Origin of the sequence: Enterobacter sp. 2VL, from assembly GCF_005503595.1 — a bacterium.
In the GTDB taxonomy this organism is placed as follows: domain Bacteria; phylum Pseudomonadota; class Gammaproteobacteria; order Enterobacterales; family Enterobacteriaceae; genus Enterobacter; species Enterobacter cancerogenus.
Genome location: NZ_SCNE01000003.1, coordinates 451326 through 477131, shown reverse-complemented (window position 1 = coordinate 477131; position 25806 = coordinate 451326). Strand labels below are relative to the sequence as shown.

Annotated in this window: 22 protein-coding genes; 10 read left to right on the top strand and 12 right to left on the bottom strand. The window is 57.1% G+C overall.

What is annotated here, in order from left to right; translation table 11 throughout:
• Positions 1-31: 31 nt before the first annotated feature.
• The 3 genes from FFS28_RS10440 (at position 32) to FFS28_RS10430 (ending at position 2942) form a co-directional block, all read left to right on the top strand.
• Positions 32-1573 (top strand): peptide MFS transporter, encoded by a 1542-nt coding sequence (locus FFS28_RS10440; RefSeq protein ID WP_137849494.1) that lies wholly within the window; start codon positions 32-34, stop codon positions 1571-1573.
• 63 nt (positions 1574-1636) lie between these two features.
• Entirely contained in the window at positions 1637-2671 is a 1035-nt protein-coding gene (locus FFS28_RS10435; RefSeq protein WP_137849493.1) for a Gfo/Idh/MocA family oxidoreductase, read from the top strand.
• Positions 2672-2720: 49 nt separating this feature from the next.
• Positions 2721-2942 carry a zinc ribbon domain-containing protein gene (locus tag FFS28_RS10430; protein ID WP_006176660.1) on the top strand — a complete coding sequence of 74 codons (222 nt, stop codon included), beginning with the start codon at positions 2721-2723 and terminating at the stop codon, positions 2940-2942.
• Here FFS28_RS10430 and FFS28_RS10425 read toward each other — a convergent pair.
• From FFS28_RS10425 to xseA, 3 genes are read right to left on the bottom strand one after another with little or no spacing between them, the layout of a single operon-like run.
• Entirely contained in the window at positions 2939-3289 is a 351-nt protein-coding gene (locus tag FFS28_RS10425) for a protealysin inhibitor emfourin (protein WP_058610295.1), read from the bottom strand. The two genes, FFS28_RS10430 and FFS28_RS10425, sit on opposite strands and share 4 nt — an antisense overlap.
• Positions 3290-4309 carry a M4 family metallopeptidase gene (locus tag FFS28_RS10420; protein ID WP_137849492.1) on the bottom strand — a complete coding sequence of 340 codons (1020 nt, stop codon included), beginning with the start codon at positions 4307-4309 and terminating at the stop codon, positions 3290-3292. It abuts the gene before it with no gap.
• A gap of 58 nt (positions 4310-4367) precedes the next feature.
• Positions 4368-5741 (bottom strand): exodeoxyribonuclease VII large subunit, encoded by a 1374-nt coding sequence (gene xseA, locus FFS28_RS10415; RefSeq protein ID WP_102890386.1) that lies wholly within the window; start codon positions 5739-5741, stop codon positions 4368-4370.
• Positions 5742-5900: 159 nt separating this feature from the next.
• On the opposite strand from xseA, the gene guaB reads away from it, so the two are divergent.
• Entirely contained in the window at positions 5901-7367 is a 1467-nt protein-coding gene (gene guaB, locus FFS28_RS10410; protein ID WP_006176656.1) for an IMP dehydrogenase, read from the top strand.
• 63 nt (positions 7368-7430) lie between these two features.
• A complete protein-coding gene (gene guaA / locus FFS28_RS10405; protein ID WP_137849491.1) occupies positions 7431-9008 on the top strand; it encodes a glutamine-hydrolyzing GMP synthase in 1578 nt (525 codons plus the stop codon).
• A gap of 65 nt (positions 9009-9073) precedes the next feature.
• Here the strand turns inward: guaA and FFS28_RS10400 are convergent, their stop codons facing one another.
• From FFS28_RS10400 to FFS28_RS10390, 3 genes are all read right to left on the bottom strand, one after another.
• Positions 9074-9811, bottom strand: a complete 738-nt coding sequence (locus FFS28_RS10400) for an alpha/beta fold hydrolase (protein ID WP_137849490.1) — start codon at positions 9809-9811, stop codon at positions 9074-9076.
• 11 nt (positions 9812-9822) lie between these two features.
• Positions 9823-10287: a DUF6130 family protein gene (locus tag FFS28_RS10395; protein ID WP_137849489.1), complete on the bottom strand. Its 465-nt coding sequence runs from the start codon at positions 10285-10287 to the stop codon at positions 9823-9825.
• 146 nt (positions 10288-10433) lie between these two features.
• Positions 10434-10622 (bottom strand): YfgG family protein, encoded by a 189-nt coding sequence (locus FFS28_RS10390; RefSeq protein WP_137849488.1) that lies wholly within the window; start codon positions 10620-10622, stop codon positions 10434-10436.
• A 326-nt stretch (positions 10623-10948) separates the two neighbouring features.
• On the opposite strand from FFS28_RS10390, the gene FFS28_RS10385 reads away from it, so the two are divergent.
• Complete coding sequence (locus FFS28_RS10385; protein ID WP_042320402.1) at positions 10949-13192, top strand: bifunctional diguanylate cyclase/phosphodiesterase; 2244 nt, start codon at positions 10949-10951, stop codon at positions 13190-13192.
• A 4-nt stretch (positions 13193-13196) separates the two neighbouring features.
• On the opposite strand, the gene ppx is transcribed toward FFS28_RS10385, so the two are convergent.
• From ppx to purM, 4 genes are all read right to left on the bottom strand, one after another.
• Positions 13197-14735, bottom strand: a complete 1539-nt coding sequence (gene ppx, locus FFS28_RS10380; RefSeq protein WP_088207956.1) for an exopolyphosphatase — start codon at positions 14733-14735, stop codon at positions 13197-13199.
• Positions 14736-14738: 3 nt separating this feature from the next.
• Positions 14739-16799: a polyphosphate kinase 1 gene (gene ppk1 / locus FFS28_RS10375; RefSeq protein WP_102890388.1), complete on the bottom strand. Its 2061-nt coding sequence runs from the start codon at positions 16797-16799 to the stop codon at positions 14739-14741.
• Positions 16800-17003: 204 nt separating this feature from the next.
• The gene (gene purN / locus FFS28_RS10370; protein ID WP_137849487.1) at positions 17004-17645 is read right to left on the bottom strand and encodes a phosphoribosylglycinamide formyltransferase; all 642 of its coding nucleotides are present in this window, start codon (positions 17643-17645) and stop codon (positions 17004-17006) included.
• Entirely contained in the window at positions 17642-18679 is a 1038-nt protein-coding gene (purM, locus tag FFS28_RS10365; protein ID WP_006176646.1) for a phosphoribosylformylglycinamidine cyclo-ligase, read from the bottom strand. Before purM ends, purN begins: the two co-directional genes overlap by 4 nt.
• Before the next feature lie 266 nt (positions 18680-18945).
• Between purM and FFS28_RS10360 the strand changes: the two genes are divergently transcribed.
• From FFS28_RS10360 to FFS28_RS10345, 4 genes are all read left to right on the top strand, one after another.
• The gene (locus tag FFS28_RS10360; protein WP_042320399.1) at positions 18946-20376 is read left to right on the top strand and encodes a 6-phospho-beta-glucosidase; all 1431 of its coding nucleotides are present in this window, start codon (positions 18946-18948) and stop codon (positions 20374-20376) included.
• Between the two features lie 216 nt (positions 20377-20592).
• Positions 20593-21219 carry a uracil phosphoribosyltransferase gene (gene upp, locus FFS28_RS10355; protein ID WP_006176643.1) on the top strand — a complete coding sequence of 209 codons (627 nt, stop codon included), beginning with the start codon at positions 20593-20595 and terminating at the stop codon, positions 21217-21219.
• An 84-nt stretch (positions 21220-21303) separates the two neighbouring features.
• Entirely contained in the window at positions 21304-22593 is a 1290-nt protein-coding gene (gene uraA / locus FFS28_RS10350; RefSeq protein ID WP_006176642.1) for a uracil permease, read from the top strand.
• A gap of 95 nt (positions 22594-22688) precedes the next feature.
• Positions 22689-23390, top strand: coding sequence for a DnaA inactivator Hda (locus FFS28_RS10345; protein ID WP_212743972.1), 702 nt, complete (start codon positions 22689-22691; stop codon positions 23388-23390).
• 37 nt (positions 23391-23427) lie between these two features.
• On the opposite strand, the gene FFS28_RS10340 is transcribed toward FFS28_RS10345, so the two are convergent.
• Positions 23428-24849, bottom strand: a complete 1422-nt coding sequence (locus tag FFS28_RS10340) for a leucyl aminopeptidase family protein (RefSeq protein WP_137849486.1) — start codon at positions 24847-24849, stop codon at positions 23428-23430.
• A 2-nt stretch (positions 24850-24851) separates the two neighbouring features.
• A complete protein-coding gene (locus tag FFS28_RS10335) occupies positions 24852-25805 on the bottom strand; it encodes a glycosylasparaginase (protein ID WP_137849485.1) in 954 nt (317 codons plus the stop codon).
• Position 25806 lies beyond the last annotated feature (1 nt).

The window sequence follows — 25806 nt, the reverse complement described above, 5'->3', positions numbered from 1 at the left end:
AAGCACGACGACATACCTTCTCGGGAGAATTATGCAATCCTCTGTTAATCAAAAAGAAAGCCGAACGTTCTTCGGCCATCCTTATCCGCTCGGTTCGCTGTTCTTCACCGAAATGTGGGAGCGTTTCTCGTTTTACGGCATACGCCCGCTGCTGATCCTCTTTATGGCCGCTACCGTGTACGACGGCGGGATGGGGCTGGCGCGTGAGAACGCCTCGGCGATTGTCGGCATCTTTGCCGGGACGATGTACCTCGCCGCGCTGCCGGGCGGCTGGCTGGCAGATAACTGGCTCGGCCAGCAGAGAGCCGTCTGGTATGGCTCGATCCTGATTGCGCTCGGCCACCTGTCCATTGCGCTTTCTGCTTTCATGGGCGACAACCTGTTCTTTATCGGCCTGATGTTTATCGTGCTCGGCTCCGGTCTGTTCAAGACCTGTATTTCAGTCATGGTCGGCACGCTGTATAAAAAGGGCGATGCGCGTCGTGACGGCGGTTTCTCACTGTTCTACATGGGCATCAACATGGGCTCGTTTATCGCGCCGCTGATCTCCGGCTGGCTGATCAAATCCCATGGCTGGCACTGGGGCTTTGGTATTGGCGGTATCGGGATGCTGGTCGCGCTGATCATCTTCCGCGTTTTTGCTGTTCCGGCAATGAAACGCTACGACAGCGAAGTTGGCCTTGACTCCACCTGGAACAACCCGGTCGTGAAACGAAACGGTGTCGGCGCGTGGCTGCTGGCGCTGGCCGTTGGCGTGGCGGTAATCGTCACCCTGATTGCTCAGGGCGTGATTGTGATTAACCCCGTCGCCGTGGCGAGCGTGCTGGTTTACGTGATTGCGGCGTCCGTTGCCCTCTACTTCATTTACCTGTTCATTTTTGCTGGTCTGAACCGCAAAGAGCGCGCCAGACTGTTGGTCTGCTTCATCCTGCTGGTCTCTGCCGCCTTCTTCTGGTCGGCGTTTGAGCAAAAGCCAACCTCGTTCAACCTGTTTGCCAACGACTACACTAACCGCATGATTGGCGATTTTGAAATCCCGGCGGTGTGGTTCCAGTCGATTAACGCGCTGTTTATCATCCTGCTGGCCCCCGTGTTCAGCTGGGCATGGCCGAAGCTGGCGAGTAAAAACATTCGCCCGAGCAGCATCACAAAGTTTGTGATTGGCATTCTGTGTGCTGCCGCAGGTTTTGGCCTGATGATGCTGGCGGCGCAGAACGTGCTGAGCAACGGTGGGGCAGGCGTTTCACCGTTCTGGCTGGTAGGTAGTATCCTGATGCTGACGCTCGGTGAGCTGTGCCTTAGTCCGATTGGTCTGGCGACCATGACGCTGCTGGCCCCGGAGAGAATGCGCGGTCAGATGATGGGCCTGTGGTTCTGCGCCAGCGCACTGGGTAACCTGGCGGCGGGCCTGATTGGCGGTCACGTGAAGGCCGACCAGCTGGATATGCTGCCGGATCTCTTCGCGCGCTGCTCCATCGCGCTGCTGATTTGTGCCGCGGTGCTGATCGTCCTCATTGTTCCGGTACGCCGTATGCTGGAAAATGCCCAGACGAAACCGGCCGCCAGCGCCTGATAACCCCTCGTTCTTGCCGGGGCAGGCGTTCTGCTCCGGCATGATATTTAACGAGGCGATACTATGCAGTTAGGGTTTGTTGGTCTTGGCGCAGTGGTTGAAACGGCCTATCTGCCGGCGCTGCGTAACCGTTTTGGCAGCTCGCTCCACCTCCTCGGGTTTGACCTTGACCCCACAAAGCAGCCGGAAGGCATCACTCGCTGCGCATCCCTCCCTGAGCTACTCGCTCAGTCTCTTGATACGCTGTTCATCACCACCGCATCCCTGCATCACCTCGAGGTGCTGGAACAGGCTCTCGCCTCGCCGATAACGTGTATTGTGGTCGAAAAACCGATCGTTGCGACGCTTTCCCAGATGGCCAGACTGAAAGCACTGCTGGCTCAGCCAGGCGCAGCGGACCGCGTGCTGGCGCTCGATCACTGGATGGCGCGCCTCGGCGCGGTGCGGTTCGCGCTGGTCAGTCATTTTTCTGAGATTGTCAGCATGGAAGGGTTTCTCCAGGAGCCAAGCGGGTTCAACGCCGCCGGAGAACCGGTAGCGCTCAATTTTGCCACCGGCGAGCCGGATAAGCGTACGCTTCGTCACCCGGACGGCGTCATTCTGGATATTGGGACCCATGTTCTGGCGATGCTGCGTGAAACGGTGCGCTATCTCGGTGGGCAGGGTGACATGGCTCTACAGGTGATGACCGCCCGCGATCGGCTGGGCCGCGACATTACCCAGGGCGACCTGATCACGGCTGAGGGTGAAGCGCATCTACAGGGGAGAATAAGCGGTGTGCCGGTGAACATCTGGCTTAATAAATACGCGGGCCCGGCGGGCGGCCAAAAAGGGTTGCGGCTTTATCTGCGTGACGGGCGCATTATCAGCCACGACCGACGCGGTGCAGAGGACGTCGTGGAGCTGATTGACGGGGATGATATTCAGCGCTGGACCCTGCCCGGCGCGATTTACGAACACTGCCTTGCGGAGCGCGTTCTGGGCGCGCAAAGCCTGTTCAGGTGCGATCCGCAGGAGGTTAGCCGCACGACGCAGCGCAGGCTCGATGAGGTTGAGCTGCTGCTGAACCTGCAACAACGGCTGCGTGGAGCGCATTAAGCGCCCCGTGATACTATCGACGTAATACTGAACTGCTTTAGGAGTCATCATGACGATAACCTGCCCGGATTGCCATGCAGAGCTGGAGCCTCAGCACGGCGCGGCCCACTGCGCGCGCTGCAATAAAGACGTCGCGCTGGAAGCGCGTTGCCCCGAGTGCCACAAGCCGCTCGAGGTATTAAAAGCCTGCGGTGCGGTGGATTATTTCTGCCAGAACGGCCACGGGCTGATCTCTAAAAAACGCGTGGAGTTTGTTCGGGCCGAAGGTTAATCGCACACGCAGCCTTCGCCTTTTCGCCACAGCTCAACCAGCGACTCGGGCGCTTCCTGTTCGGGCACCAGCACAATGATGTCGGCGTAGTGCGCCTGATTTTGTCCGGTCCAGATAATCTGGATGCGGAAATAGCGCTGGTCACCGCTGCCGGGTGAAGAGGCTTGCCCGGGCGGCTGACCGCGCGGGAAAGCCTGCTCCAGGATGCTCACCAGGCGCTGGCGCTGGGCCTCGTTAAGCGACGAAAGCGCGATGGTGCGCTGGCCGCTCAGCTTAGGGATAAACGCGACGCCGCCTTCCCGGGCCAGCTCAACCACGGCGTCATCCGTCAGTTCCGGAACCTGCATTTACAGTACTCCCACCTGTTCCCAGGCTTGTTTAATGGCCACCCCAACGTCGCTTCCCGAACGCTTCTCTCCGTGGGCGATGGTCAGCTGCGCGAAGGCCGCAAAATCGGCATCCTGCGTCAGACTGCGATCGCACACGGTGTCGTACCAGGCGTAGCCGGCTTTTTCCCAGGCATAGCCGCCCAGGGCCGTGGCGGCCAGATAAAAGGCGCGGTTAGGTATACCGGAGTTAAGATGCACGCCGCCGTTATCCTCGCGCGTTTTGATAAAATCTTTCATATGACCGGGCTGCGGATCTTTACCGAGCAGGGGATCGTTATAGGCCGTGCCGGGTTCCGCCATAGAGCGCAATCCTTTACCGTTAATGCCATCAGCCAGCAGACCTTCGCCAATCAACCAGTCCGCCTGGTCGGCGGTTTGCTTAAGGTGATATTGCTTCACCAGCGAGCCGAACACGTCGGACAGCGACTCGTTCAGCGCCCCCGACTGTTCAAAGTAGATTAATCCGGCTTCGGTCTCGGTCACGCCGTGGCTCAGTTCATGCGCCACCACGTCGATGGAAATGGTGAAACGGTTAAAGATCTCCCCGTCGCCATCGCCAAAGACCATCTGCTGACCGTTCCAGAAGGCGTTTTGATATTCCCGGCCATAGTGCACGGTGCCGGTCAGGACCAGCCCTTTATTATCAAGCGAGTCACGCTGATATTCTTTCCAGAAGAAGTCATGGGTAATACCTAAATAATCATAGGCTTCATCCACTGCAACATCACCGTTGGACGGCTGGCCTTCGTAACGCACCTGAGTACCCGGCAGCTCCTGAGTCTGTTTCGCGTCATAGATATCACGCTCAAGCTGACCGGTCTTATTGACGTGCGGCGCGGCGGGTTTGCCAGGCATATGCGCCATCAGCGTTTGCACATGGGTTAACGTCTGGCGGGCGCAGCGCTGCTGTGGCTCCGAACCGCTTTCGATAATGCGGCGAAGAATATACGGGGGGATGACGCTGTGAAGATGGGGCATGCTGCTCTCCTTAGTAAAAAAGGGAATAGCAGCAGTATAGTTTGTAACCGGCGAAGATTTATCCGGTTTTACGCTGACGCGTTTTTTTTACCGGCTTGATCGCCTTCACTTCGCTCTCGACCCAGCCGTCTGAAAGCCGCGTCGTGAGCACATCCCCGGCCTTAATCTGTTTCGTTTGTTTCAGCACTTTGCCATCTGTCGCCGTGGTGACGCTATAGCCACGCGCCAGCGTGGAAAGGGGGCTGACGGCTTCCAGATGGGTCACCGCGTTGCCAAAGCGTTCGCGGGTGGCGCTCAGGCGTGCACGGACATTCTCCGCGAGACGATATTCGAGCTGCTGAATGCGCGTTTGCGCACGGTAGATTTTCGGCTGCGGATTTTGCTGGCTCAGGCGCTGGGCCATGCGCTGCTGGCGCGAGGTCGCACGTTTGAGCTGGCCGTCCAGCGCAACGTTCATGCGCTGGCGCAGGCGTTCCAGCACGGTTTGCTGACGCGCCAGACGCAGCTGCGGGTGCTGCTGCTGCAGACGATGGTAAAGCTGGGTGAAGCGGCGGGTTCGGTTGGCGAGGAAGTAATCCATCGCCATCTCAAGACGCTGCTGGCCGTTCTGGAGCTGACGCAGCAGCTCCAGCTGGTTGCGGCTGACCACTTCCGCCGCCGCGGATGGCGTGGGGGCGCGGAGGTCCGCAACAAAATCTGCAATGGTGACATCGGTTTCGTGGCCGACGGCGCTCACAACGGGAATTACGCTTGCAAAGATTGCCCGCGCCACGCGCTCGTCGTTGAAGCTCCACAGATCTTCCAGCGAGCCGCCGCCGCGCCCGACGATCAGCACATCGCACTCCTGACGGGCGTTCGCCCGCTCAATGGCGCGCACAATTTGCCCGGGCGCATCGTCACCCTGAACGGCGGTCGGATAGATGATGACCGGCAGGGAAGGATCGCGACGCTTCAGGACATGCAAAATATCGTGCAGGGCCGCCCCGGTTTTCGAGGTGATCACCCCCACGCAGTGGGCGGGTGAGGGCAGGGCTTTTTTGAACTGCTGATCGAATAAACCTTCGGCGGAGAGCTTTGCTTTGAGCTGTTCATACTTCTGCTGCAGTAAACCTTCACCCGCAGGCTGCATGCTTTCGACGATGATTTGATAATCACCGCGCGGCTCATACAGGGTGATATTGGCGCGCACCAGAACCTGCTGGCCGTGCTGAGGACGGAACGTCACCCGGCGGTTGCTGTTGCGGAACATCGCGCAGCGTACCTGGGCGGTATCGTCTTTCAGCGTAAAGTACCAGTGGCCGGATGATGGCTGGGTGAAGTTAGAAATTTCACCGCTGATCCAGACCTGCCCCATTTCCTGCTCAAGCAGCAAACGCACCGTCTGATTAAGGCGGCTGACAGTAAAAATTGAGGGAGATTGAGAGGATAACATGTGAGCGGGATCAAATTCTAAATCAGCAAGTTATTCAGTCGATAGTAACCTGCTGAGAAGCGATCGCAAGCATTTTTTTCAAAAAAGTGTAGATGCAATCGGTTACGCTCTGTATAATGCCACGGCAATATTTAACCACCCAGGTCAGAGATATTGCCCATGCTACGTATCGCTAAAGAAGCACTGACGTTTGACGACGTCCTCCTCGTTCCCGCTCACTCCACCGTTCTGCCGAATACTGCCGATCTCAGCACGCAGTTAACGAAGACCATTCGCCTGAACATTCCTATGCTCTCTGCGGCAATGGACACCGTGACTGAAGCGCGCCTGGCGATCGCCCTGGCACAGGAAGGCGGCATTGGCTTTATTCATAAAAACATGTCTATTGAGCGTCAGGCTGAAGAAGTTCGCCGCGTGAAAAAACATGAATCCGGCATTGTGTCTGACCCACAGACCGTTCTGCCAACCACCACCCTGCATGAAGTGAAAGCCCTGACCGAACGTAACGGCTTTGCTGGCTACCCGGTTGTGACGGAAGATTACGAGCTGGTGGGGATTATCACCGGTCGTGACGTGCGCTTTGTGACTGACCTGAACCAGCCTGTCAGCGTATACATGACGCCAAAAGAGCGTCTGGTTACCGTGCGTGAAGGTGAAACTCGCGACGTCGTGCTGGCAAAAATGCACGAAAAACGCGTTGAGAAAGCGCTGGTTGTCGACAGCAGCTTCCACCTGCGCGGCATGATCACCGTAAAAGATTTCCAGAAAGCAGAACGTAAGCCTAACGCCTGTAAAGACGAGCGTGGCCGTCTGCGCGTTGGTGCTGCGGTTGGCGCGGGTGCGGGCAACGAAGAGCGCGTCGATGCGCTGGTAGAAGCAGGCGTTGATGTGCTGCTGATTGACTCCTCTCACGGCCATTCCGAAGGCGTTTTGCAGCGTATTCGTGAAACCCGTGCGAAATATCCTGACCTGCAGATCATCGGCGGCAACGTCGCCACTGGCGCAGGCGCACGCGCGCTGGCTGAAGCCGGCTGCAGCGCGGTAAAAGTGGGTATCGGCCCTGGCTCCATCTGTACTACCCGTATCGTCACCGGCGTGGGCGTTCCGCAGATCACCGCCGTGTCTGACGCGGTTGAAGCGCTGGAAGGCACCGGTATCCCGGTTATCGCTGACGGCGGCATTCGTTTCTCAGGCGACATCGCTAAAGCTATCGCTGCGGGCGCGGCTGCCGTGATGGTCGGTTCTATGCTGGCCGGTACGGAAGAATCCCCGGGCGAAATCGAACTGTACCAGGGCCGTTCTTACAAATCCTACCGCGGGATGGGCTCCCTGGGCGCGATGTCCAAAGGTTCGTCTGACCGTTACTTCCAGACCGACAACGCGGCGGACAAACTGGTGCCGGAAGGTATCGAAGGTCGCGTAGCCTATAAAGGCCGTCTGAAAGAGATCATTCACCAGCAGATGGGCGGCCTGCGCTCCTGTATGGGCCTGACCGGCTGTGGTACCATCGACCTGCTGCGTACGAAGGCAGAATTCGTGCGTATCAGCGGTGCGGGTATCCAGGAAAGTCACGTTCACGACGTGACGATCACCAAAGAGTCCCCGAACTACCGCCTGGGCTCCTGATAAATTTCCACGCCCGGCTTTATGCCGGGCGATTTTGTTTCTCTTGCCTCGGAATTAGCGTCAATGACGGAAAACATTCATAAACATCGCATTCTCATCCTGGATTTTGGTTCTCAGTACACTCAGCTGGTGGCGCGTCGCGTACGTGAGCTGGGCGTTTACTGTGAACTGTGGGCGTGGGATGTCACGGAAGCACAGATTCGCGAGTTCAACCCAAGCGGCATCATCCTTTCCGGCGGCCCGGAAAGCACCACCGAAGAGAACAGCCCGCGTGCACCGCAGTACGTATTTGAAGCGGGCGTGCCGGTCTTCGGCGTCTGCTACGGCATGCAGACCATGGCGATGCAGCTCGGCGGCCACGTAGAAGGCTCTAACGAACGTGAGTTCGGCTACGCGCAGGTTGAAGTCGTGACCGACAGTGCGCTGGTGCGCGGTATCGAAGACTCCCTGACCGCCGACGGCAAACCGCTGCTGGACGTGTGGATGAGCCACGGCGACAAAGTTACCGCCATCCCGTCTGACTTCGTGACCGTTGCCAGCACCGAAAGCTGCCCGTTCGCGATCATGGCGAACGAAGAAAAACGCTTCTACGGCGTGCAGTTCCACCCGGAAGTGACCCACACCCGTCAAGGGATGCGTATGCTGGAGCGCTTCGTGCGCGATATCTGCCAGTGTGAAGCCCTGTGGACCCCGGCAAAAATCATCGACGACGCCGTGGAGCGTATCCGCCAGCAGGTTGGTGATGACAAAGTGATCCTCGGCCTCTCCGGCGGCGTGGACTCCTCCGTTACCGCGATGCTGCTGCACCGCGCTATCGGCAAAAACCTGACCTGTGTGTTCGTGGACAATGGTCTGCTGCGCCTCAACGAATCTCAGCAGGTGCTGGACATGTTCGGCGACCACTTTGGTCTGAACATCGTTCACGTGGAAGGCGAGAAACGCTTCCTGGACGCGCTGGCGGGGGAGAACGACCCGGAAGCGAAACGTAAAATCATCGGTCGCGTGTTTGTCGAAGTGTTCGATGAAGAGGCGCTGAAGCTGGAAGATGTGAAATGGCTGGCGCAGGGCACCATCTACCCGGACGTGATCGAATCGGCAGCTTCTGCTACCGGTAAAGCGCACGTCATCAAATCTCACCACAACGTGGGCGGCCTGCCGAAAGAGATGAAGATGGGCCTGGTTGAACCGCTGCGCGAGCTGTTCAAAGACGAAGTGCGTAAGATCGGCCTGGAGCTGGGTCTGCCGTACGACATGCTTTACCGTCACCCGTTCCCGGGGCCAGGTCTCGGCGTGCGCGTGCTGGGCGAAGTGAAGAAAGAGTACTGCGACCTGCTGCGCCGTGCCGATGCGATCTTCATTGAAGAGCTGCACAAAGCCGACCTGTACAACAAAGTGAGCCAGGCATTTACCGTGTTCCTGCCGGTTCGCTCCGTCGGCGTAATGGGCGATGGCCGTAAATACGACTGGGTTGTCTCCCTGCGCGCGGTTGAAACCATCGATTTCATGACCGCACACTGGGCGCACCTGCCGTATGATTTCCTGGGTCGCGTCTCTAACCGCATCATCAACGAAGTGAACGGCATTTCCCGCGTGGTGTATGACATCAGCGGTAAGCCACCGGCGACGATTGAGTGGGAATAATCTCCCCGACAATCTAGACCCTTAGCCACTAAAGCCCGCCTCTCGCGGGCTTTTTTTTATCCCGCTTATTCACTCGCCCGTTCAATCACCCGGGCAATCGCATCCGGCTGGCTCACCATGGAGACATGGCTTGCCGCGACCTCCGTGGTGGTGGCATGAAGGTTTTTCGCCATGGCGCGTTCCAGATCGGGGTTTATCATCCGATCGTTTTTGCTCACCACAAACCAGCTCGGTTTATCATGCCAGGCGGCATGCGTGATTTTTTCGCCAAACGCATCGGCCCGAATCGGACCCTGCGTTGCAGCAATGCGTTCCTGCTCAGCCGTTTTGACATCAGGCGCGAAGTCTTCTTTGACCGCTTTGAGGGGGAGATACAAATACCCGTCAGCCGTTTTAGCAATGCCCGCACTCCCCGGCGGGGCAGGGTAGCTCCCCACCAGATCCGCCGTCGACTGACCGGAGTCCGGAGCAAACGCTGCCACGTATACCAGCGATGTCACCCGGGCATCGTTCCCCGCCTCGCTAATCACCGTGCCAGCCCACGAGTGGCCAACCAGCGTAACCTTACCGTGCGTCCGGGCGATGGCGCGCCGGGTCGCGGCAACGTCATCGTGTAGCGAGGTGAGCGGCAGTTGTACGGCAATGACCTCCCTGTGCTGTTCCTGTAGACGGCTAATCACCTTATTCCAGCTGCTGCCATCCGCAAATGCGCCATGCACCAGCACTACGCTTGAATGGTTCTCCGCTAACGCACTGGCAGAAAGAGCCAACAGGCCAGCCGTTAATACAGACAGTGCTTTCATCTTCAGGCTCCTTAAAAGTGATGAACCGGGGCGTGCGGCGGCACGGTGAATTCAACGGTTTTGTGAACGATGGGTTTGTGCGTAGGGTCGGCCAGAATAAGGGTGACCTTGTGCTTGCCAGCTGGCAGGCCCACGAGGATCACCGGCTCACCGCTGGCATCTGCCCAGTGCCAGGGGGCATCGTCGACGATGACGTGGATATGGCCGATACGTGGCGTGACGTTCAGCGCCTCCGGGCCAAAGACTGGCTCAATGCGCAGGTTTTCGGCGCGGTACTGAATAAACACGGCCCCTTTGCTCAGTGGCCCTGCGAGCGGCGGATCGACAATTAGCCTGGCGGGCGGCTGAGGTTTTTCAAGTGGCGCTACGGCTGCCGGGCCATTAACGTCGGCGGCGCTCAGGCCATCTAACGGAGCGGCTATGGCGCTACTGGCGGTGACCAGCGCAATGAAGGGGATTAAATAGCGACGAATCATCTCTGTCTCTCCTCATAATGACGACAGAGACAGAAGACCATTTTGATGTATCAGGTATATGTGCTGCAGGCGGATTTTTGTACCAGTTTGTCAGCATGGCAAGCCGGATACACTGCGATACAGTGTCTTACCTGTTAAGGCGGGCGTCAGCGTTCGGGCGTTTCGACGGTGAGGCTGGATTGCTGGGTCTGAATTTTGTCCTGATGGTGATACCAGGCGCCAATGGAGGAATAAACAAAGCGGCCAAAGAAAAACAGGAAACTGATAAGCAGTATGATGCGGGTCATGCGGGTGTTAAATCGGTGTCGTTTGTGCATACGCGGGGCCTGACTCACGTTGTTTTTCCTGGGTTTACCCGTTTGGGCGATACGGCTATTAAGGCACAGCGGGAAGCAAGGGTCAATTCCGGAATGTGTAAAAAATAGTCAGTTCAGCATTATTTGTTGCTAATCAACTCATTACCCCGGTAAGCAAGCATAAAAATCGTAAGAAACCTTTCTACAAATAATTTTATTTGATTTACATCAACGGTTTCCTGCCGCTGATCACTAAAATCCTTCCTCCATTGTGATGCACAGGTTTTCACAGTGTGACTGACACGTCAGGTTGGATGCCTGTCTTTATTTACCCTCAGGAGAACACAGGGTTTAACCGGGCATCTATGAAAATTATCTCCTTTCTGAAGCACAATAAAGACCGCTGGTGGGCGCTTCCCCTCGTTTTGCCTCCCGTTTTGCTGCCGCTGCTCAGCATGTTTAACACTTATACGCAGCTGAACGAAAGCGTTGTTGTGCTTTACTATTTTCCCCTCTCGTTCTTTCTGGCGATGATGGTGATTTTTGACCTGGCCGCGCTGCCGGGCATCGTTCTGTCCCTGTTTTATCGCTACTATCCCGCCGTCAGCCTGTTTGAAACCTGGGCGAGCGTGCTCCATTTTTTAGTCCCGGTCGTGCTGAGCTGGGGGGGATACCGCGTGTTTGCGCCGAAACGCAACCGGGTTTCCTATGGCAACGTGTATCTGATGGCCCAGCGCCTGTTCTGGCAGGTGTTCTGCCCCTCCACGCTGTTTCTGCTGTTCTTCCAGTTTGCGGTCTATCTCGGGGTGTATGAAAGCCGCCAGAGCATGGCGGGTCTTAACCCGTTGAATATTCGCACGTTGATCAACTATCAGGCGCTTCTGGTGAGTGGGCTGACTGCGGTTCCGTTCAGCTTTTTGCTGATTCGTATCATACGCAATCCGCACTACCTGAGAGGGTACATATCGCAAAGCCGCGCGCAAATTGACGGTAAAGTGACGGTGGCTGAGTTTGTGCTGTGGGCTGCGCTGCTGGGCGGATTACTTTCGCTGCTGTTGATGCCCATGAATGAGAACAGCACCATTTTCAGCACCAACTACACGCTGTCGCTGCTGATGCCGGTGATGCTCTGGGGCGCAATGCGCTTTGGCTATAAGCTGATGTCGGTGATTTGGACCCCGGTCCTGCTGGTGTCGATCCACTATTTCTATCGCTATATCCCTGTAAACCAAGGATATGACATCCAGCTGGCTATTACCTCGTCCAGCTATCTGGTCTCCTCTTTTGTGGTGATTTACATGTCCATGCTGGCCACCCGCCAGCGGGCCATCAATATTCGTTCCCGCAGGCTGGCGCTTCTCGACCCGGTGGTTCACATGCCAAACCTGCGGGCGCTGTCCCGCGCGCTGAGTAAATCGCCCTGGTCCGCGCTCTGTTTATTGCGCATTCCTGAACTGGAGGTACTCGGGCATAACTACGGGGTGCTGCTGCGGATCCAGTACAAACAGCAGCTGGCCGCGTGGATTAACCACGCTCTGCTGCCGGGGGAGTGTGTCTATACGCTGACCGGCTACGATCTGGCGATTCGTATGGGCACCGAATCTCACCAGGAACGCATCGTCGCGCTGGATGAGCGTATCAAACTGTTCCGCTTTATCTGGGATGGTATGCCACTCCAGCCGCAGGTGGGCATAAGCTACTGCTACGTGCGTTCTCCGGTTAATCATCTTTATCTGCTGCTGGGGGAGCTCAGCATCATCGCCAATCTGTCGCTTTCAAGCCATCATCCTGAAAGCCTTCAGCAGCGCGGGGCTATGCACCTGCAGCGTAACCTGAAAGAGAAGGTCGCGATGATGAATCTGCTTCAGCGGGCGCTGGAAGAGGATAAGTTCACCCTGATGGTGCAGCGGGTCAGGGGCTTACGCGGGGATCACTATGATGAAGTGTTGCTGCGGATGTTGGACGAGCAGGGCGAGCTGATCTCTCCCGATCGCTTCCTGCCGGTTGCCCAGGAGTTTGGTCTGTCGTCTCGCGTGGACTTATGGGTGCTGGAGCGGACGCTGCAATTTTTAGCGGATCATCGCGACAGGCTTCCTGCCCAGCGTTTTGCGATCAATCTTGCGCCGTCTACCGCGTGCCGCACGCAGTTCCCTCAGGAAGTGAAGCAGCTTCTGACGAAGTATGGCGTGGAGGCCTGGCAGCTGATCGTCGAGATCACCGAGTGCGGATGTTTCGGAAACGGATCAGAGCAGGCCACGCAGACGCTCAGCCAGCTGCAGGCCATGGGAGTGCGCATTGCGATCGATGATTTCGGCACCGGATATGCCAGCTATGCCCGCCTGAAAAGCGTGGATGCTGATATCCTCAAAATCGACGGCAGTTTTATTCGCAATATCGTCAGCAACAGTCTGGATTATCAGATTGTGGCCTCGATTTGCCATCTGGCGCGCATGAAGAAAATGCTGGTAGTGGCGGAGTACGTCGAGACAGAAGAGATACGTAGCGCGGTTCACGCGCTAGGTATCGATTATGTGCAGGGTTACCTGATTGGTAAGCCGGTTGAGATGGCGTCTTTACTGGACGCTGAGGCGCTGCCCGCAACCGCGTAGGCCGCTATGCTGCGGCCTCGGCGCTCTCTTCTTCAATCTTCAACAGCCAGCCGGTGACCGCTTCCCAGTATTGCTGCTCTTTTTCCAGATCCAGCAGTACCAGCGCGTTCTGGCTAAACCAGCCGTGCGGGAAGCTCAGCGTCCAGTGATGATCGTCCGTTTTCAGCTTTAACGTCGGCGGGGTCGTGGTGGCCTGACGCTGGTTGTTAAGCAACACGCCAAGTCGCAGGAGCTGAATAAGCGGCAGAAACTGCTTTTTCTTGAACAACGTAAAGCGCGGCAGATCGTCGAGTTTGATCGCTTTGCGGTGATAGCGCACCAGCGTCGCCATCATGCTCTGCTGCTCCTGGTTAAAGCCCGGCAAATCGCTGTTTTGCAGAATGTACGCCGAATGACGGTGCATGCCGCTGTGGTTAATGTTCAGCCCCACCTCATGCAGCATGGCAGCCCATTTCAGCAGCGCTTCCAGCTGCGGATGTGCCAGCTTAGGATTCTGCTCGTGCCACTGCTCGTACATCTGAACCGTGGTTTCCAGCACGCGCTTTGCCTGCTCACGGTCGATGTTGTACTGGTTCGCCAGGCTTTGCGCGGTACGGCTACGAATATCCTGATGACGGAAGCGGCCTTCCATTTCATACAGCACGCCCTCACGCAGCGCGCCGTCCGAGAGACGCAGCTCTTTGATCGCCAGCGCATCAAACACGCCGCACAGAATGGCGAGGCCGGGCACGAACACGGCTTGACGATCGTCGGACAGACCCGGCAGGCTTAAGGCGTCAAAGCTTTTATATTTGAGCACCTCTTCGGTCAGCATCACCAGACGTTCAGGGGTGATAAAACCGTCTTTTTCGCCCAGCGCCAGCAGCACCTCATGTGCGGCCTTGATCGAACCCGAGGCGCCCAGCGCCACGTTCCAGCCCTGAATACGGTACTGCCAGGCCAGATTTTCCAGTTTTTGTACCGCAGCCATGCGCGCGCGCTGGAAATTCTCGCGGGTGATGGTTCCGCCCGGGAAGTACATCTGCGCGAAGCTGACGCAGCCCATGCGGCGGCTCTCCACCAGACGCGGCTCGAAGTCTTCACCAATCACCAGTTCCGTGGAACCCCCGCCGATATCAATCACCAGCTTGCGGCCTTTTTCCGGCTGCGTGTGCTCCACGCCCATGAAAATCAGGCGCGCTTCCTCGTTACCGGAGATGATCTCAATCGGATAGGGGATGACCTTTTCCGCACGTTTAAGAAACTCCGGCGCATTCAGCGCCTGGCGTAGGGTATGTGTGCCCACGATGCAGACGCTGGAGGGCGAGAAGCCCTGCAGACGTTCGGCAAACAGCGACAGGCAGTTTAAGCCACGCTCCATGGCCTCTTCGCTCAGCATGCTGTTCGCATCCAGACCGTCGGCCAGGTGCACGCGCTGCTTCAGACGGCCAATGATCTGCATCGCGCCATCCACCTCACGGGCGATGACCATGTGGAAACTGTTAGAACCAAGATCGACCGCAGCGAACTCCTGCGGGCGTGGTGTCTTATCATTTATCGGCATAGGTTAATCGGGTTGCTCGAGTGATTTGATATAGTCGTAAATCGCCAGTTGGGACCGCACTTTACGGCGGTTGCCGCGCGGAACATAGCGGTTACTCAGTTCTTTATCGATATAGCGTGCTTTCACCGTATCGCTAAACAAAATCTCGATGATGTCGAGGATCTGCTGCTTCAGACGTGGGTCAAGCAGCGGGGCCGCAACTTCAATTCGATAATCAATATTGCGCGTCATCCAGTCCGCAGAGGAGAGATACACCTGCTTATCGCCTGCGTTATCGAAAATATAGACCCGATCGTGTTCCAGATAGCGGTCAACGATGCTGATGACGCGAATATTATCGCTGATACCTTCCAGCTCCGGGATCAGAGAACACATGCCGCGGATCAGCAGGTTCACCGGCACGCCTGAACCGGAGGCGGCGTAAAGACGATCCACCAGGCCTTTATCGACCAGGTTGTTGAGCTTCAGCGTAATGCCGGACGACAGCCCTTTCTGCGCGTTGGCGATCTCTTTATCGATCATATCGTACAGCAGGCGGCGCGAGTTCTGCGGTGAAACCAGCAGATAGTCGAAGTTCACCGGACGGTACGGGTTCTCAATAAAGTTGAACACCCGGCGCACCTCGTTGGTGATGCGCGCATCGGCGGTCAGCAGCGAGTAGTCGGTATAAATTCGCGCGGTTTTCTCGTTAAAGTTTCCGGTACCGATGTGAGCATAACGCACCACGTCGTCTCCCTCTTTACGGGAGATAAGGAACAGCTTGGCGTGAATTTTCAGTCCCGGCGCGGAGAAAATTACGTGCACGCCCGCTTCGGTCAGGCGGCGCGCCCAGTGGATATTTGCTTCTTCGTCGAAACGCGCCTGCAGTTCCACCACCACGGTCACTTTCTTGCCGTTGTGCGCGGCGTGGATCATCGCGTCGATGATGCGGGAATCTTTCGCCACGCGGTAGATGTTGATTTTGATCGCCAGCACGTTCGGGTCGAACGACGCCTGACGCAGCAGCTCCAGCACATGCTCGAAGGTGTGGTACGGATAGTACAGCAGCACGTCGCGCTCGCGAATGGCGTCAAACCCGTTGCGGAACTTATCGAACCAGATGTGGCGCAGGCGGGGCAGCGGTTTATTCACCAGATTGGCCTTGCCGACGTTCGGGAAGCCAATAAAGTCTTTAAAGTTGTGATAACGCCCGCCGGGGATAATGGAGTCGTAGCGGGAGATGGTCAGCTTATCGCGCAGCATTTCGACCATCGCGTCCGGCATATCGCGCTGATAGACAAAGCGCACCGGCTCGGCCGTCAGACGCTGCTTCAGGCTTGAAGACATCAGCTCCATCAGGCTGGCTTCCATCTCGTGCACCAGGTCATATTCGGCGTCACGGGTCATCTTCATCGAGTAGGCGTTTAACGCATCGTAATCGAAGAAGCCTTTGAAGATATCATCCAGACAGTAGCGCAGGATGTTGTCCAGCAGGATCATTGGCTTGCGGCGGCGCGGGGTTTCCGGCGGCAGGTTGACAAAGCGCGGCACTTTGTCGGACGGAATTTCCAGCAGCGCGTAGCTGATGTTGTCGCCACGAATGATCTCCACCGCCAGATAGGTGTAATCGTCTTTCAGGAACTGCACCAGATCCGTTTCGCGGTTGATCAGGATCGGGGTGATGTGCTGGCGTAGATAATGTTTGAAATAGTGACGAAGCCAGCTCTGCTGGTTGACGGAAAGCTGGCGTTCGTTGATCAGGAAAATTTGATTGCGGGCCATTTCCAGCAGCAGCTCGTTGTAAAGGCCATCAAATTCCTGATCGGCTTTCATCACGCGAGACTGTATTTTGCCAAGCAGATGGCGCGAGTGCGAGTTTAAACCCTGTTCTTCACTGATGATGATGCGGCGTTTAAGCTCGGCAAAGCGGACTTTATAAAATTCATCCAGGTTATTGGAATAAATACCCAGGAAACGCATACGCTCAATCAGTGGGTTACTTTTATCCGCCGCTTCCTGAAGCACGCGCTCGTTGAAGGCTAACCAACTCAGCTCTTTCTCAATGTATAACTTTTCCTGACCCATTACAGCTCACACTCCAGTTCATTCACAGGACGTGGTAAATCCGTCTCGTCCTTATTATGGCGAGCATTTCCACGATATGTCCAACAGTGCCAGAAAAGTATGACAGTTATTTTTTTTGTTGGGGATTTTAGAGGGTTGGAGAAGGGAGTATCGGGTAATGCACTCTGTAGGTCGGGTAAGCGTAGCGCCACCCGACATAACAAACTACTCTTCTGCCGCATAGCCCTGCGGGGGCAACTTCACGCCGTCCAGCCAGGCGGCGCCGTCGCGCATCACCAGACGCCCGTCGACAAACCAGCTTCCCACCAGCGGGTAGATGGCGTGCTCCTGCGTCTGCACGCGTTCGGTCACATCATCTTCGTTATCGCCCTCAAAGACCGGGACCTTCGCCTGCAGGATCACCGGGCCGCCGTCCAGCTCGTCGGTGACGAAGTGCACGGACGTGCCATGCTCCTCATCGCCGTTCTCCAGCACCTGACGGTGGGTGTGTAAACCGGGATATTTCGGCAGCAGGGAAGGGTGAATATTGAGCAGACGCCCGGCGTAGTGCGAAACAAACGCCGGGCTCAGAATGCGCATGTAACCAGCCAGCACCACGACATCTGGCGCGTAGGCGTCAATTTCCTGCACCAGTTCGCGGTCGAAGGCTTCCCGCCCGGAAAACTGGCTGGCTTCCAGCGCATGCGCGGGAATATTCGCTTCCCGCGCCCGCTCAAGGCCGAATGCGTCGGCCTTGTTGCTGAATACTGCCCGAATGGTGCCATTGATTTTCTTCTGTTTGCAGGCATCAATTATCGCCTGCAAATTGCTTCCGTTACCGGAAATGAGCACCACAATGTTTTTCATTCAATGACCACACGCTGTTCGGAATCGGATGCTTTGATAATACCGATTTTCCACGCGTTTTCACCTTTCTCATTCAGCAGCTTAACCGCGTTATCCGCTTCGCTTGCAGGCAGGGCGATAACCATCCCCACGCCACAGTTAAAGGTGCGGTACATTTCATGAGAACTGACGTTGCCTGCGGTCTGTAGCCAGTTAAACACGGACGGCCACTGCCAGGAGGATTCGTCGATCACCGCCTGGGTATTATCCGGCAATACGCGCGGAATGTTTTCCCAGAAACCGCCGCCGGTCAGGTGGGCGATGGCGTGAACGTCTACGTTCTCAATAAGTTCCAGCACGTTTTTCACGTAGATGCGGGTCGGAGCCAGCAGGTGATCGGCCAGCGGTTTGCCGTCAACCTCGGTGGTCAGCGGGTCACAACCGCTCACTTCGAGGATTTTACGCACCAGGGAGTAGCCGTTAGAGTGCGGGCCGCTGGAGGCCAGCGCTACCAGCACATCGCCGTCAGCCACTTTGCTGCCGTCGATAATTTCTGATTTTTCTACCACGCCGACGCAGAAGCCTGCGACGTCATAATCTTCGCCGTGATACATCCCTGGCATTTCGGCGGTTTCGCCACCCACCAGCGCGCAGCCTGACTGCAGGCAGCCTTCGGCAATCCCGTTAATTACGCTGGCTGCGGTGTCCACGTCCAGCTTGCCGGTGGCATAGTAGTCGAGGAAGAACAGCGGCTCTGCGCCCTGTACCACCAGGTCGTTAACGCACATCGCCACCAGATCGATACCGATCGTGTCGTGACGCTTAAGATCCATCGCCAGGCGCAGTTTTGTGCCCACGCCATCCGTACCCGAGACCAGAACAGGTTCACGATATTTTTGCGGCAGCGCGCACAGTGCGCCGAATCCACCCAGTCCACCCATCACTTCAGGGCGGCGGGTTTTTTTCACCACACCTTTGATTCGGTCAACCAGCGCATTACCTGCGTCAATATCAACACCGGCATCTTTGTAGCTGAGAGAAGTTTTGTTGGTCACGGCTCAAGTCCCCACGCGATTGCATAGCTAGTAAGAAAAATCGGCGCAATTCTAACAGTCCAGGCAAACGTTTGCGAGCCTATTCTCGGCGCGAGGATCTTTTTTTCCCTGCGGCCCGCCAGCAGCGTCAAACTTGACTCTGTTCACGAAAATGAAACCGGTTTCGGTTAACTGCTTGCAACCCGTTACCCCTTTGCACATCATCAGAGTGAAACCGGTTTCTGTAATTGTTTTTGCAGAAGATAACGCAGAATGAGGGAAAGAGAATGCCAGGATTTAAAGAAGGTTTTCTGTGGGGTGGTGCCGTGGCGGCACACCAGCTTGAGGGCGGCTGGAAAGAGGGCGGTAAAGGGGTCAGCGTCGCTGACGTCATGACCGCAGGCGCGCACGGTGTCCCGCGTGAAATCACCAACGGCGTCCTGCAGGGGAAGAACTACCCTAACCATGAAGCCATCGATTTCTACCATCGCTATAAAGAAGACATCAAACTCTTTGCCGAGATGGGATTTAAATGCTTCCGTACCTCTATCGCCTGGACGCGCATCTTCCCGAAAGGGGACGAGCTGGAGCCAAACGAGGCGGGCCTGAAATTCTACGACGACCTGTTCGACGAGTGCCTGAAGTACGGCATCGAACCGGTTATCACCCTTTCTCACTTCGAGATGCCTTTCCACCTGGTCACCGAATACGGCGGCTGGCGCAACCGTAAGCTAATCGACTTCTTTGTCCGCTTCGCGAAGGTCGTTTTCGAGCGTTATCAGCATAAAGTGAAGTACTGGATGACCTTTAACGAGATCAACAACCAGGCAAACTTCCACGAGGATTTTGCGCCGTTTACCAACTCCGGGCTGAAGTATGAGCCGGGCGAAGACCGCGAGCCGGTCATGTTCCAGGCCGCCCACTACGAGCTGGTGGCGAGTGCCCTGGCGGTGAAAGCCGGACGCGAGATTAACCCGTCGCTGCACATCGGCTGCATGATTGCGATGTGCCCGATCTATCCGCTGACCTGCGCGCCGGACGATATGATGATGGCGATGAACGCCATGCATCGTCGTTACTGGTTCACCGATGTGCATGTGCGCGGCGCGTACCCGCAGCACCTGCTCAACTATTTTGCACGTCGTGGCTTCGCGCTGGATATCACTGAGGAAGACAACATCGCGCTCAAACAGGGCTGCGTGGATTACATCGGTTTCAGCTATTACATGTCCTTCGCGACCAAGGCGACGGCAGACAACCCACAGCTGGATTACGACGAGAGCAAAAGCCTGGTCTCCAACCCGTACGTGCAGAAATCTGACTGGGGCTGGCAAATTGACCCGGTGGGCCTGCGCTACTCCCTGAACTGGTTCTGGGATCACTATCAGCTGCCGCTGTTTATTGTTGAGAACGGCTTTGGCGCAATCGACGTGCAGGAGAGCGACGGCACGGTAAACGACCAGTACCGCATCGATTATCTGGCCGCGCACATCAGCGAGATGAAAAAAGCGGTGGTGGAAGATGGCGTTGATCTGATGGGCTATACCCCATGGGGCTGTATCGACCTGGTTTCTGCCGGTACCGGCGAGATGAAAAAACGCTACGGCTTTATCTTTGTTGATAAAGATAATGAAGGGAACGGCACGCTGAACCGCAGCAAGAAAAAATCGTTCGACTGGTATAAGCAGGTGATTGCCAGCAACGGCGATAACCTGTAACAGCCGGGTGGCGCTAACGCTTACCCGACCTACACTACACGTAGGCCCGCGTAAGCGTAGCGCCACCGGGCAGCACCTCGCACTAAAGCCGGAGCTTGCCTCCGGCTTTTTTGTTTTTGATTGATATATGTCAAGCAAGATGGGTATGGCACAATCCGAAAAAAGCGGTATAATCCCGCGATTTTTTTGCGGATGCCGCCTCAGAGGAGAAAGAGAATGAAGATTGTGGAAGTGAAACACCCGCTCGTTAAACACAAGTTGGGCCTGATGCGTGAGCATGACATCAGCACGAAGCGTTTTCGCGAACTGGCTTCTGAAGTGGGCAGCCTGCTGACCTACGAAGCGACCTCTGACCTGGAAACGGAAAAAGTGACCATCGAAGGCTGGAACGGTCCGGTACAGGTTGAGCAAATCAAAGGCAAAAAAATTACCGTTGTGCCGATCCTGCGTGCCGGTCTGGGCATGATGGAAGGTGTGCTGGAGCACGTCCCAAGCGCGCGTATCAGCGTAGTGGGTGTCTACCGCGATGAAGAGACGCTGGAGCCGGTTCCGTACTTCCAGAAGCTGGTCTCTAACATTGACGAGCGTATGGCGCTGGTGGTTGACCCTATGCTGGCGACCGGCGGTTCTATGATCGCCACCATCGACCTGCTGAAAAAAGCAGGCTGCAGCAGCATTAAGGTGCTGGTACTGGTTGCCGCGCCGGAAGGTATCGCGGCGCTGGAAAAAGCGCACCCGGATGTTGAGCTGTACACCGCCTCAATCGACCAGGGGCTTAACGAGCACGGGTACATCATCCCGGGGCTTGGTGATGCCGGCGACAAAATCTTTGGTACCAAATAATCGAATAACGATAAAAAAGCCGACTTTGATAGTCGGCTTTTTTTTGAATAAAAACACCCACAACACTGTTCAGAGGAAAACACTATGACGCGCCGTACTATCGGGGTGAGTGAAAGACCGCCGCTTTTACAGACTATCCCGCTTAGTTTGCAGCATCTGTTCGCCATGTTTGGCGCAACCGTGCTGGTGCCTATGATTTTTCATATTAACCCGGCCACCGTGCTGCTTTTCAACGGCGTGGGAACGCTGCTGTATCTCTTCATCTGTAAGGGGAAGATCCCGGCGTATCTGGGGTCGAGCTTTGCCTTTATCTCCCCGGTGCTGCTGCTGTTGCCGTTGGGCTATGAGGTGGCGCTCGGCGGTTTTATCATGTGCGGCGTGCTGTTCTGTCTGGTCTCTTTCATCGTCAAGAAAGCCGGTACGGGCTGGCTGGATGTGATGTTCCCGCCTGCGGCGATGGGCGCAATCGTTGCCGTCATCGGCCTTGAGCTGGCGCGAGTGGCGGCAAACATGGCGGGGCTGCTGCCTGCCGACGGCCAGTCACCGAACTCGAAAGCCATTATCATCTCGCTGGTGACGCTGGGCGTTACGGTGTTTGGCTCCGTGTTGTTCCGCGGTTTTCTGGCGATTATCCCGATCCTGATTGGCGTGCTGGCAGGCTACGCGCTCTCCTTCGCCATGGGTATCGTCAATACCGACCTGATTGCTAACGCGCACTGGTTCGCACTGCCTACCTTCTATACCCCACGCTTCGAATGGTTTGCGATTTTGACGATTCTGCCAGCCGCGCTGGTGGTTATTGCGGAACACGTAGGTCACCTGGTGGTCACGGCGAACATCGTGAAGCGCGACCTGATCCGCGACCCGGGTCTGCACCGGTCGATGTTTGCCAACGGTCTCTCGACCATTATCTCCGGCTTCTTCGGCTCAACGCCGAACACCACCTACGGCGAGAATATCGGCGTAATGGCCATCACGCGCGTCTACAGTACGTGGGTTATTGGCGGTGCCGCAATCATTGCGATTCTGCTCTCCTGCGTGGGCAAACTGGCGGCGTCGATTCAGGCCATCCCGGAGCCGGTGATGGGCGGCGTTTCTCTGCTGCTGTACGGGGTGATCGGTGCGTCCGGTATTCGCGTGCTGATTGAATCCAAAGTGGACTACAACAAAGCGCAAAACCTGATCCTCACCTCCGTGATCCTGATTATTGGCGTGAGCGGCGCGACGGTACACATTGGTGCGGCAGAGCTGAAAGGCATGGCGCTGGCGACCATCGTCGGGATTGCCCTGAGCCTGATCTTCAAGCTGATCTCCATCGTTCGTCCGGAAGAAGAGGTCCTGGATGCGGATGAGGGCGAGAAAACCTCTCATTGATCGTTAAACCGGGTGGGCGATCCGCCCGGTTCTCTCCTTGCGGGTTCCGTGATAAACTCGTTGCCGATTTTATGTGATATCTGGTTGAGGTATTTCTGAACGGACCGGCACAGCTCTCTCTGCCACTCTATCTCCCTGACGACGAAACTTTCGCGAGTTTCTGGCCGGGTGATAACCCCTCTTTACTGGCTGCACTGCAAAATGTGCTGCGTCAGGATCACAGCGGATACATCTATATCTGGTCACGCGAAGGCGCGGGGCGCAGCCATCTGTTGCACGCCGCCTGTGCGGAGCTTTCTGCGCGAGGTGATGCAGTAGGCTATGTGCCGCTGGATAAACGCACCTGGTTTGTGCCTGAAGTGCTGGAGGGAATGGAACATCTCTCGTTAGTCTGCATCGATAATATCGAGTGCGTGGCGGGGGATGAGCCGTGGGAAATGGCGATCTTCAATCTTTATAACCGCATACTCGAGTCGGGCAAAACCCGGCTGCTGATCACCGGCGACAGGCCGCCGCGCCAGCTTAACCTGGGGCTGCCGGATCTGGCATCCCGCCTGGACTGGGGGCAAATCTACAAGCTGCAGCCGCTGTCTGATGAAGATAAACTTCAGGCGCTACAGCTCCGTTCACGGCTGCGCGGCTTTGAGCTGCCGGAAGATGTCGGTCGCTTCCTCCTGAAGCGACTCGATCGTGAGATGCGCACTCTTTTCGATACCCTGGATCAGCTTGATCGCGCCTCTATTACCGCCCAGCGTAAGCTGACCATTCCGTTTGTGAAAGATATTCTCAAGCTTTGAGTTTTTTGCCGGCCCGGTAAGCGCAGCGCCACCGGGCTTAAAGATCCTCCATCAGGTGCTCTACCAGCAGCGGAATCGGTCTTCCCGACGCCACGCTCCGTCCGCCCTCACGCCATAACGCCGTTCCGCTGATATCCAGATGTGCCCACGGAATGGTCGGCGGGCAGAAGTGGTGCAGCAGCCAGGCCGCCGAGGCGCTGATCGCCGCGTTGTTGGTCGGCGTATTGCAGAGATCGGCTATCGCGCTGTCGGTCTGCTTTTTCAGCCTCGCGTCCAGCGGCAGCGACCAGACTTCGTCTGCGCACCGTTTTCCCGCCTGAGTCAGTGCTTCGCGCAGCGGTTCATCCTGGGTCATCAGCCCGCTCAGTTCATAGCCGAGCGCCTTCACCACCGCGCCCGTTAAGGTCGCCATATCGATGATGTAGCGCGTCTGCGGATGACGCTGGCTTGCCCAGGCAATGGCGTCCGCCAGTACCAGCCGGCCTTCGGCATCGGTGTTGTTGATTTCAACCGTCATGCCGTTACAGGCGCGGGCCACGCTGCCTGGCTGCATAGCGTTCGGCCCGATGGCGTTTTCTGCCAGCGCCAGCACGCCCATCATGCGTACGGGCAGCGCCAGTTCGGCGGCGGTGAGCATCAGGCCGAGCACGTTTGCCGCCCCGCACATGTCATACTTCATGGTGTACATGCCCGCGCCTTCCTTCAGCCACAGGCCACCCGTATCGAATGTAACGCCTTTGCCCACATAGCAGCGCACCGGGCCTTCCGACGCGCCCTCATAGTGGATGGCAAGCAGGCGCGGCGGGCAGGTCGCGCCTTTGCCGACGGCATGCAGCAGCCCCAGACCCTGCTCAACGATCGCGTTTTCATCAAGCACTTCACAGCGCAGCGCGGGGAAGGCGGCGCACAGCCGCTGCGCCTCTTCGACGACAAATTGCGGTGTACAACGATCGGCTGGCATATCCGCCAGCCGCCGGGCGGCGACCATACCGCGGGCAATCGCCTGCTGCTCGCGGAAAATCACCTCCAGCTTTTCCTGCTGTTGCGCCAGACACAGCGCGGTAATGTGGCGAACCCGCACCGCCGTGTCGTCCGTTTTCTTCAGGTGCAGGTCGGCAAGCGTGTGCGCCTGGTTAAAGAGAAAACGCAGCACCTGGGCCAGGACAACCTCGTCGATATCCGTGACGTCCAGCACCACATCGGCGCTGGCGGGCGAGGCCAGCAGCGGCCTGAGCGCGGTCAGCAAGCCTTCGGTCAGGCTGTCGTGCCAGAGCGCGTCCGGTAAAAGGGTGATGCGGGCAAACGGGGCGCAGCCAAATCGCGTATCCGCAACAGTCTTTTGCGCCTGCATATCGGCTATCAGCGCGGTATCCGGTAGCCACGTGCTGGCGCTTCGGGCAATCAGATGGCTGCGCGATGTCGCGCTTTCAGGTGTGGTAATAAGACCCCAGGTTATCATCGTTAGTCCTCAATCGGCGCGCGAATGCGCTCGGCGTAGGCCTGCATCCACGCCTCGTCTACGGCCTGATAATGCGTTTTTTCGCGCAGGCGTTCGGTGCGAAATACGGTCAGCGGCTGATGGGCGGTGGCGACCACAAACGAGAAGGTTTTGATGTTGGTCGCCGCGCCGAATTCCCCTTTGTTGTTCATACACACCACCGAAAGATCTCCCACACGGCCAAAGCGCGACATCAGCTTGTCTTCCAGTTCAAACACCACCGAGTCTGCCGCCTGCTGCGGCGTCATGCCCTGCGCCATGCGGCGAACAATTTCGTAGCTGGTGCAGCCTTTCATCAGGTCTTCGCCCACGCCCGTGGCGGTGGCGGCACCGGTTTCGCTGTCGCAGTAAAAACCCGAGCCGATAATGGGGGAGTCGCCCAGGCGGCCGCGCTTTTTCATAAACAGGCCGCTGGTGGAGGTGGCCACGCTCATCGATCCCTGCTTATCGAGGCCGATAATCCCGACGGTGTCGTGCCCGTCGTACGGGCTGAGACCTTTATCCAGCGTTTCACGGCAGCGCTTGCGGTAATGCTGCATTGCGCGGTCCGTGAGCATGGTTTTGTCGCTAAAGCCCTGGCTCAGCGCCCACTCGCGCGCGCCCTGGCCGACCAGCAGGCTGTTATAGCGCTGGCGGCTAAGCGCATGGGCCACGCGCACCGGGTTGGCAATATCCACCAGATTGCCCACGGCACCGAAAGCCAGCGTGTCGCCATCCATGTAGGCCGCGTCGAGTTCCACCTCGCCGTTTTCGGTTGGCAGGCCCCCGTAACCCACGGATTTATAAAACGGGAAGTCCTCGACATTGGCGACGGCATCTACCACTGCGTCGGCGACCGGTTTTCCCGCAGCCAGCGCAGATGCAGACTCCGTTACGCCCTCAAGCGCCATGCGCCAGGTTGCAATAATTCCCCACATG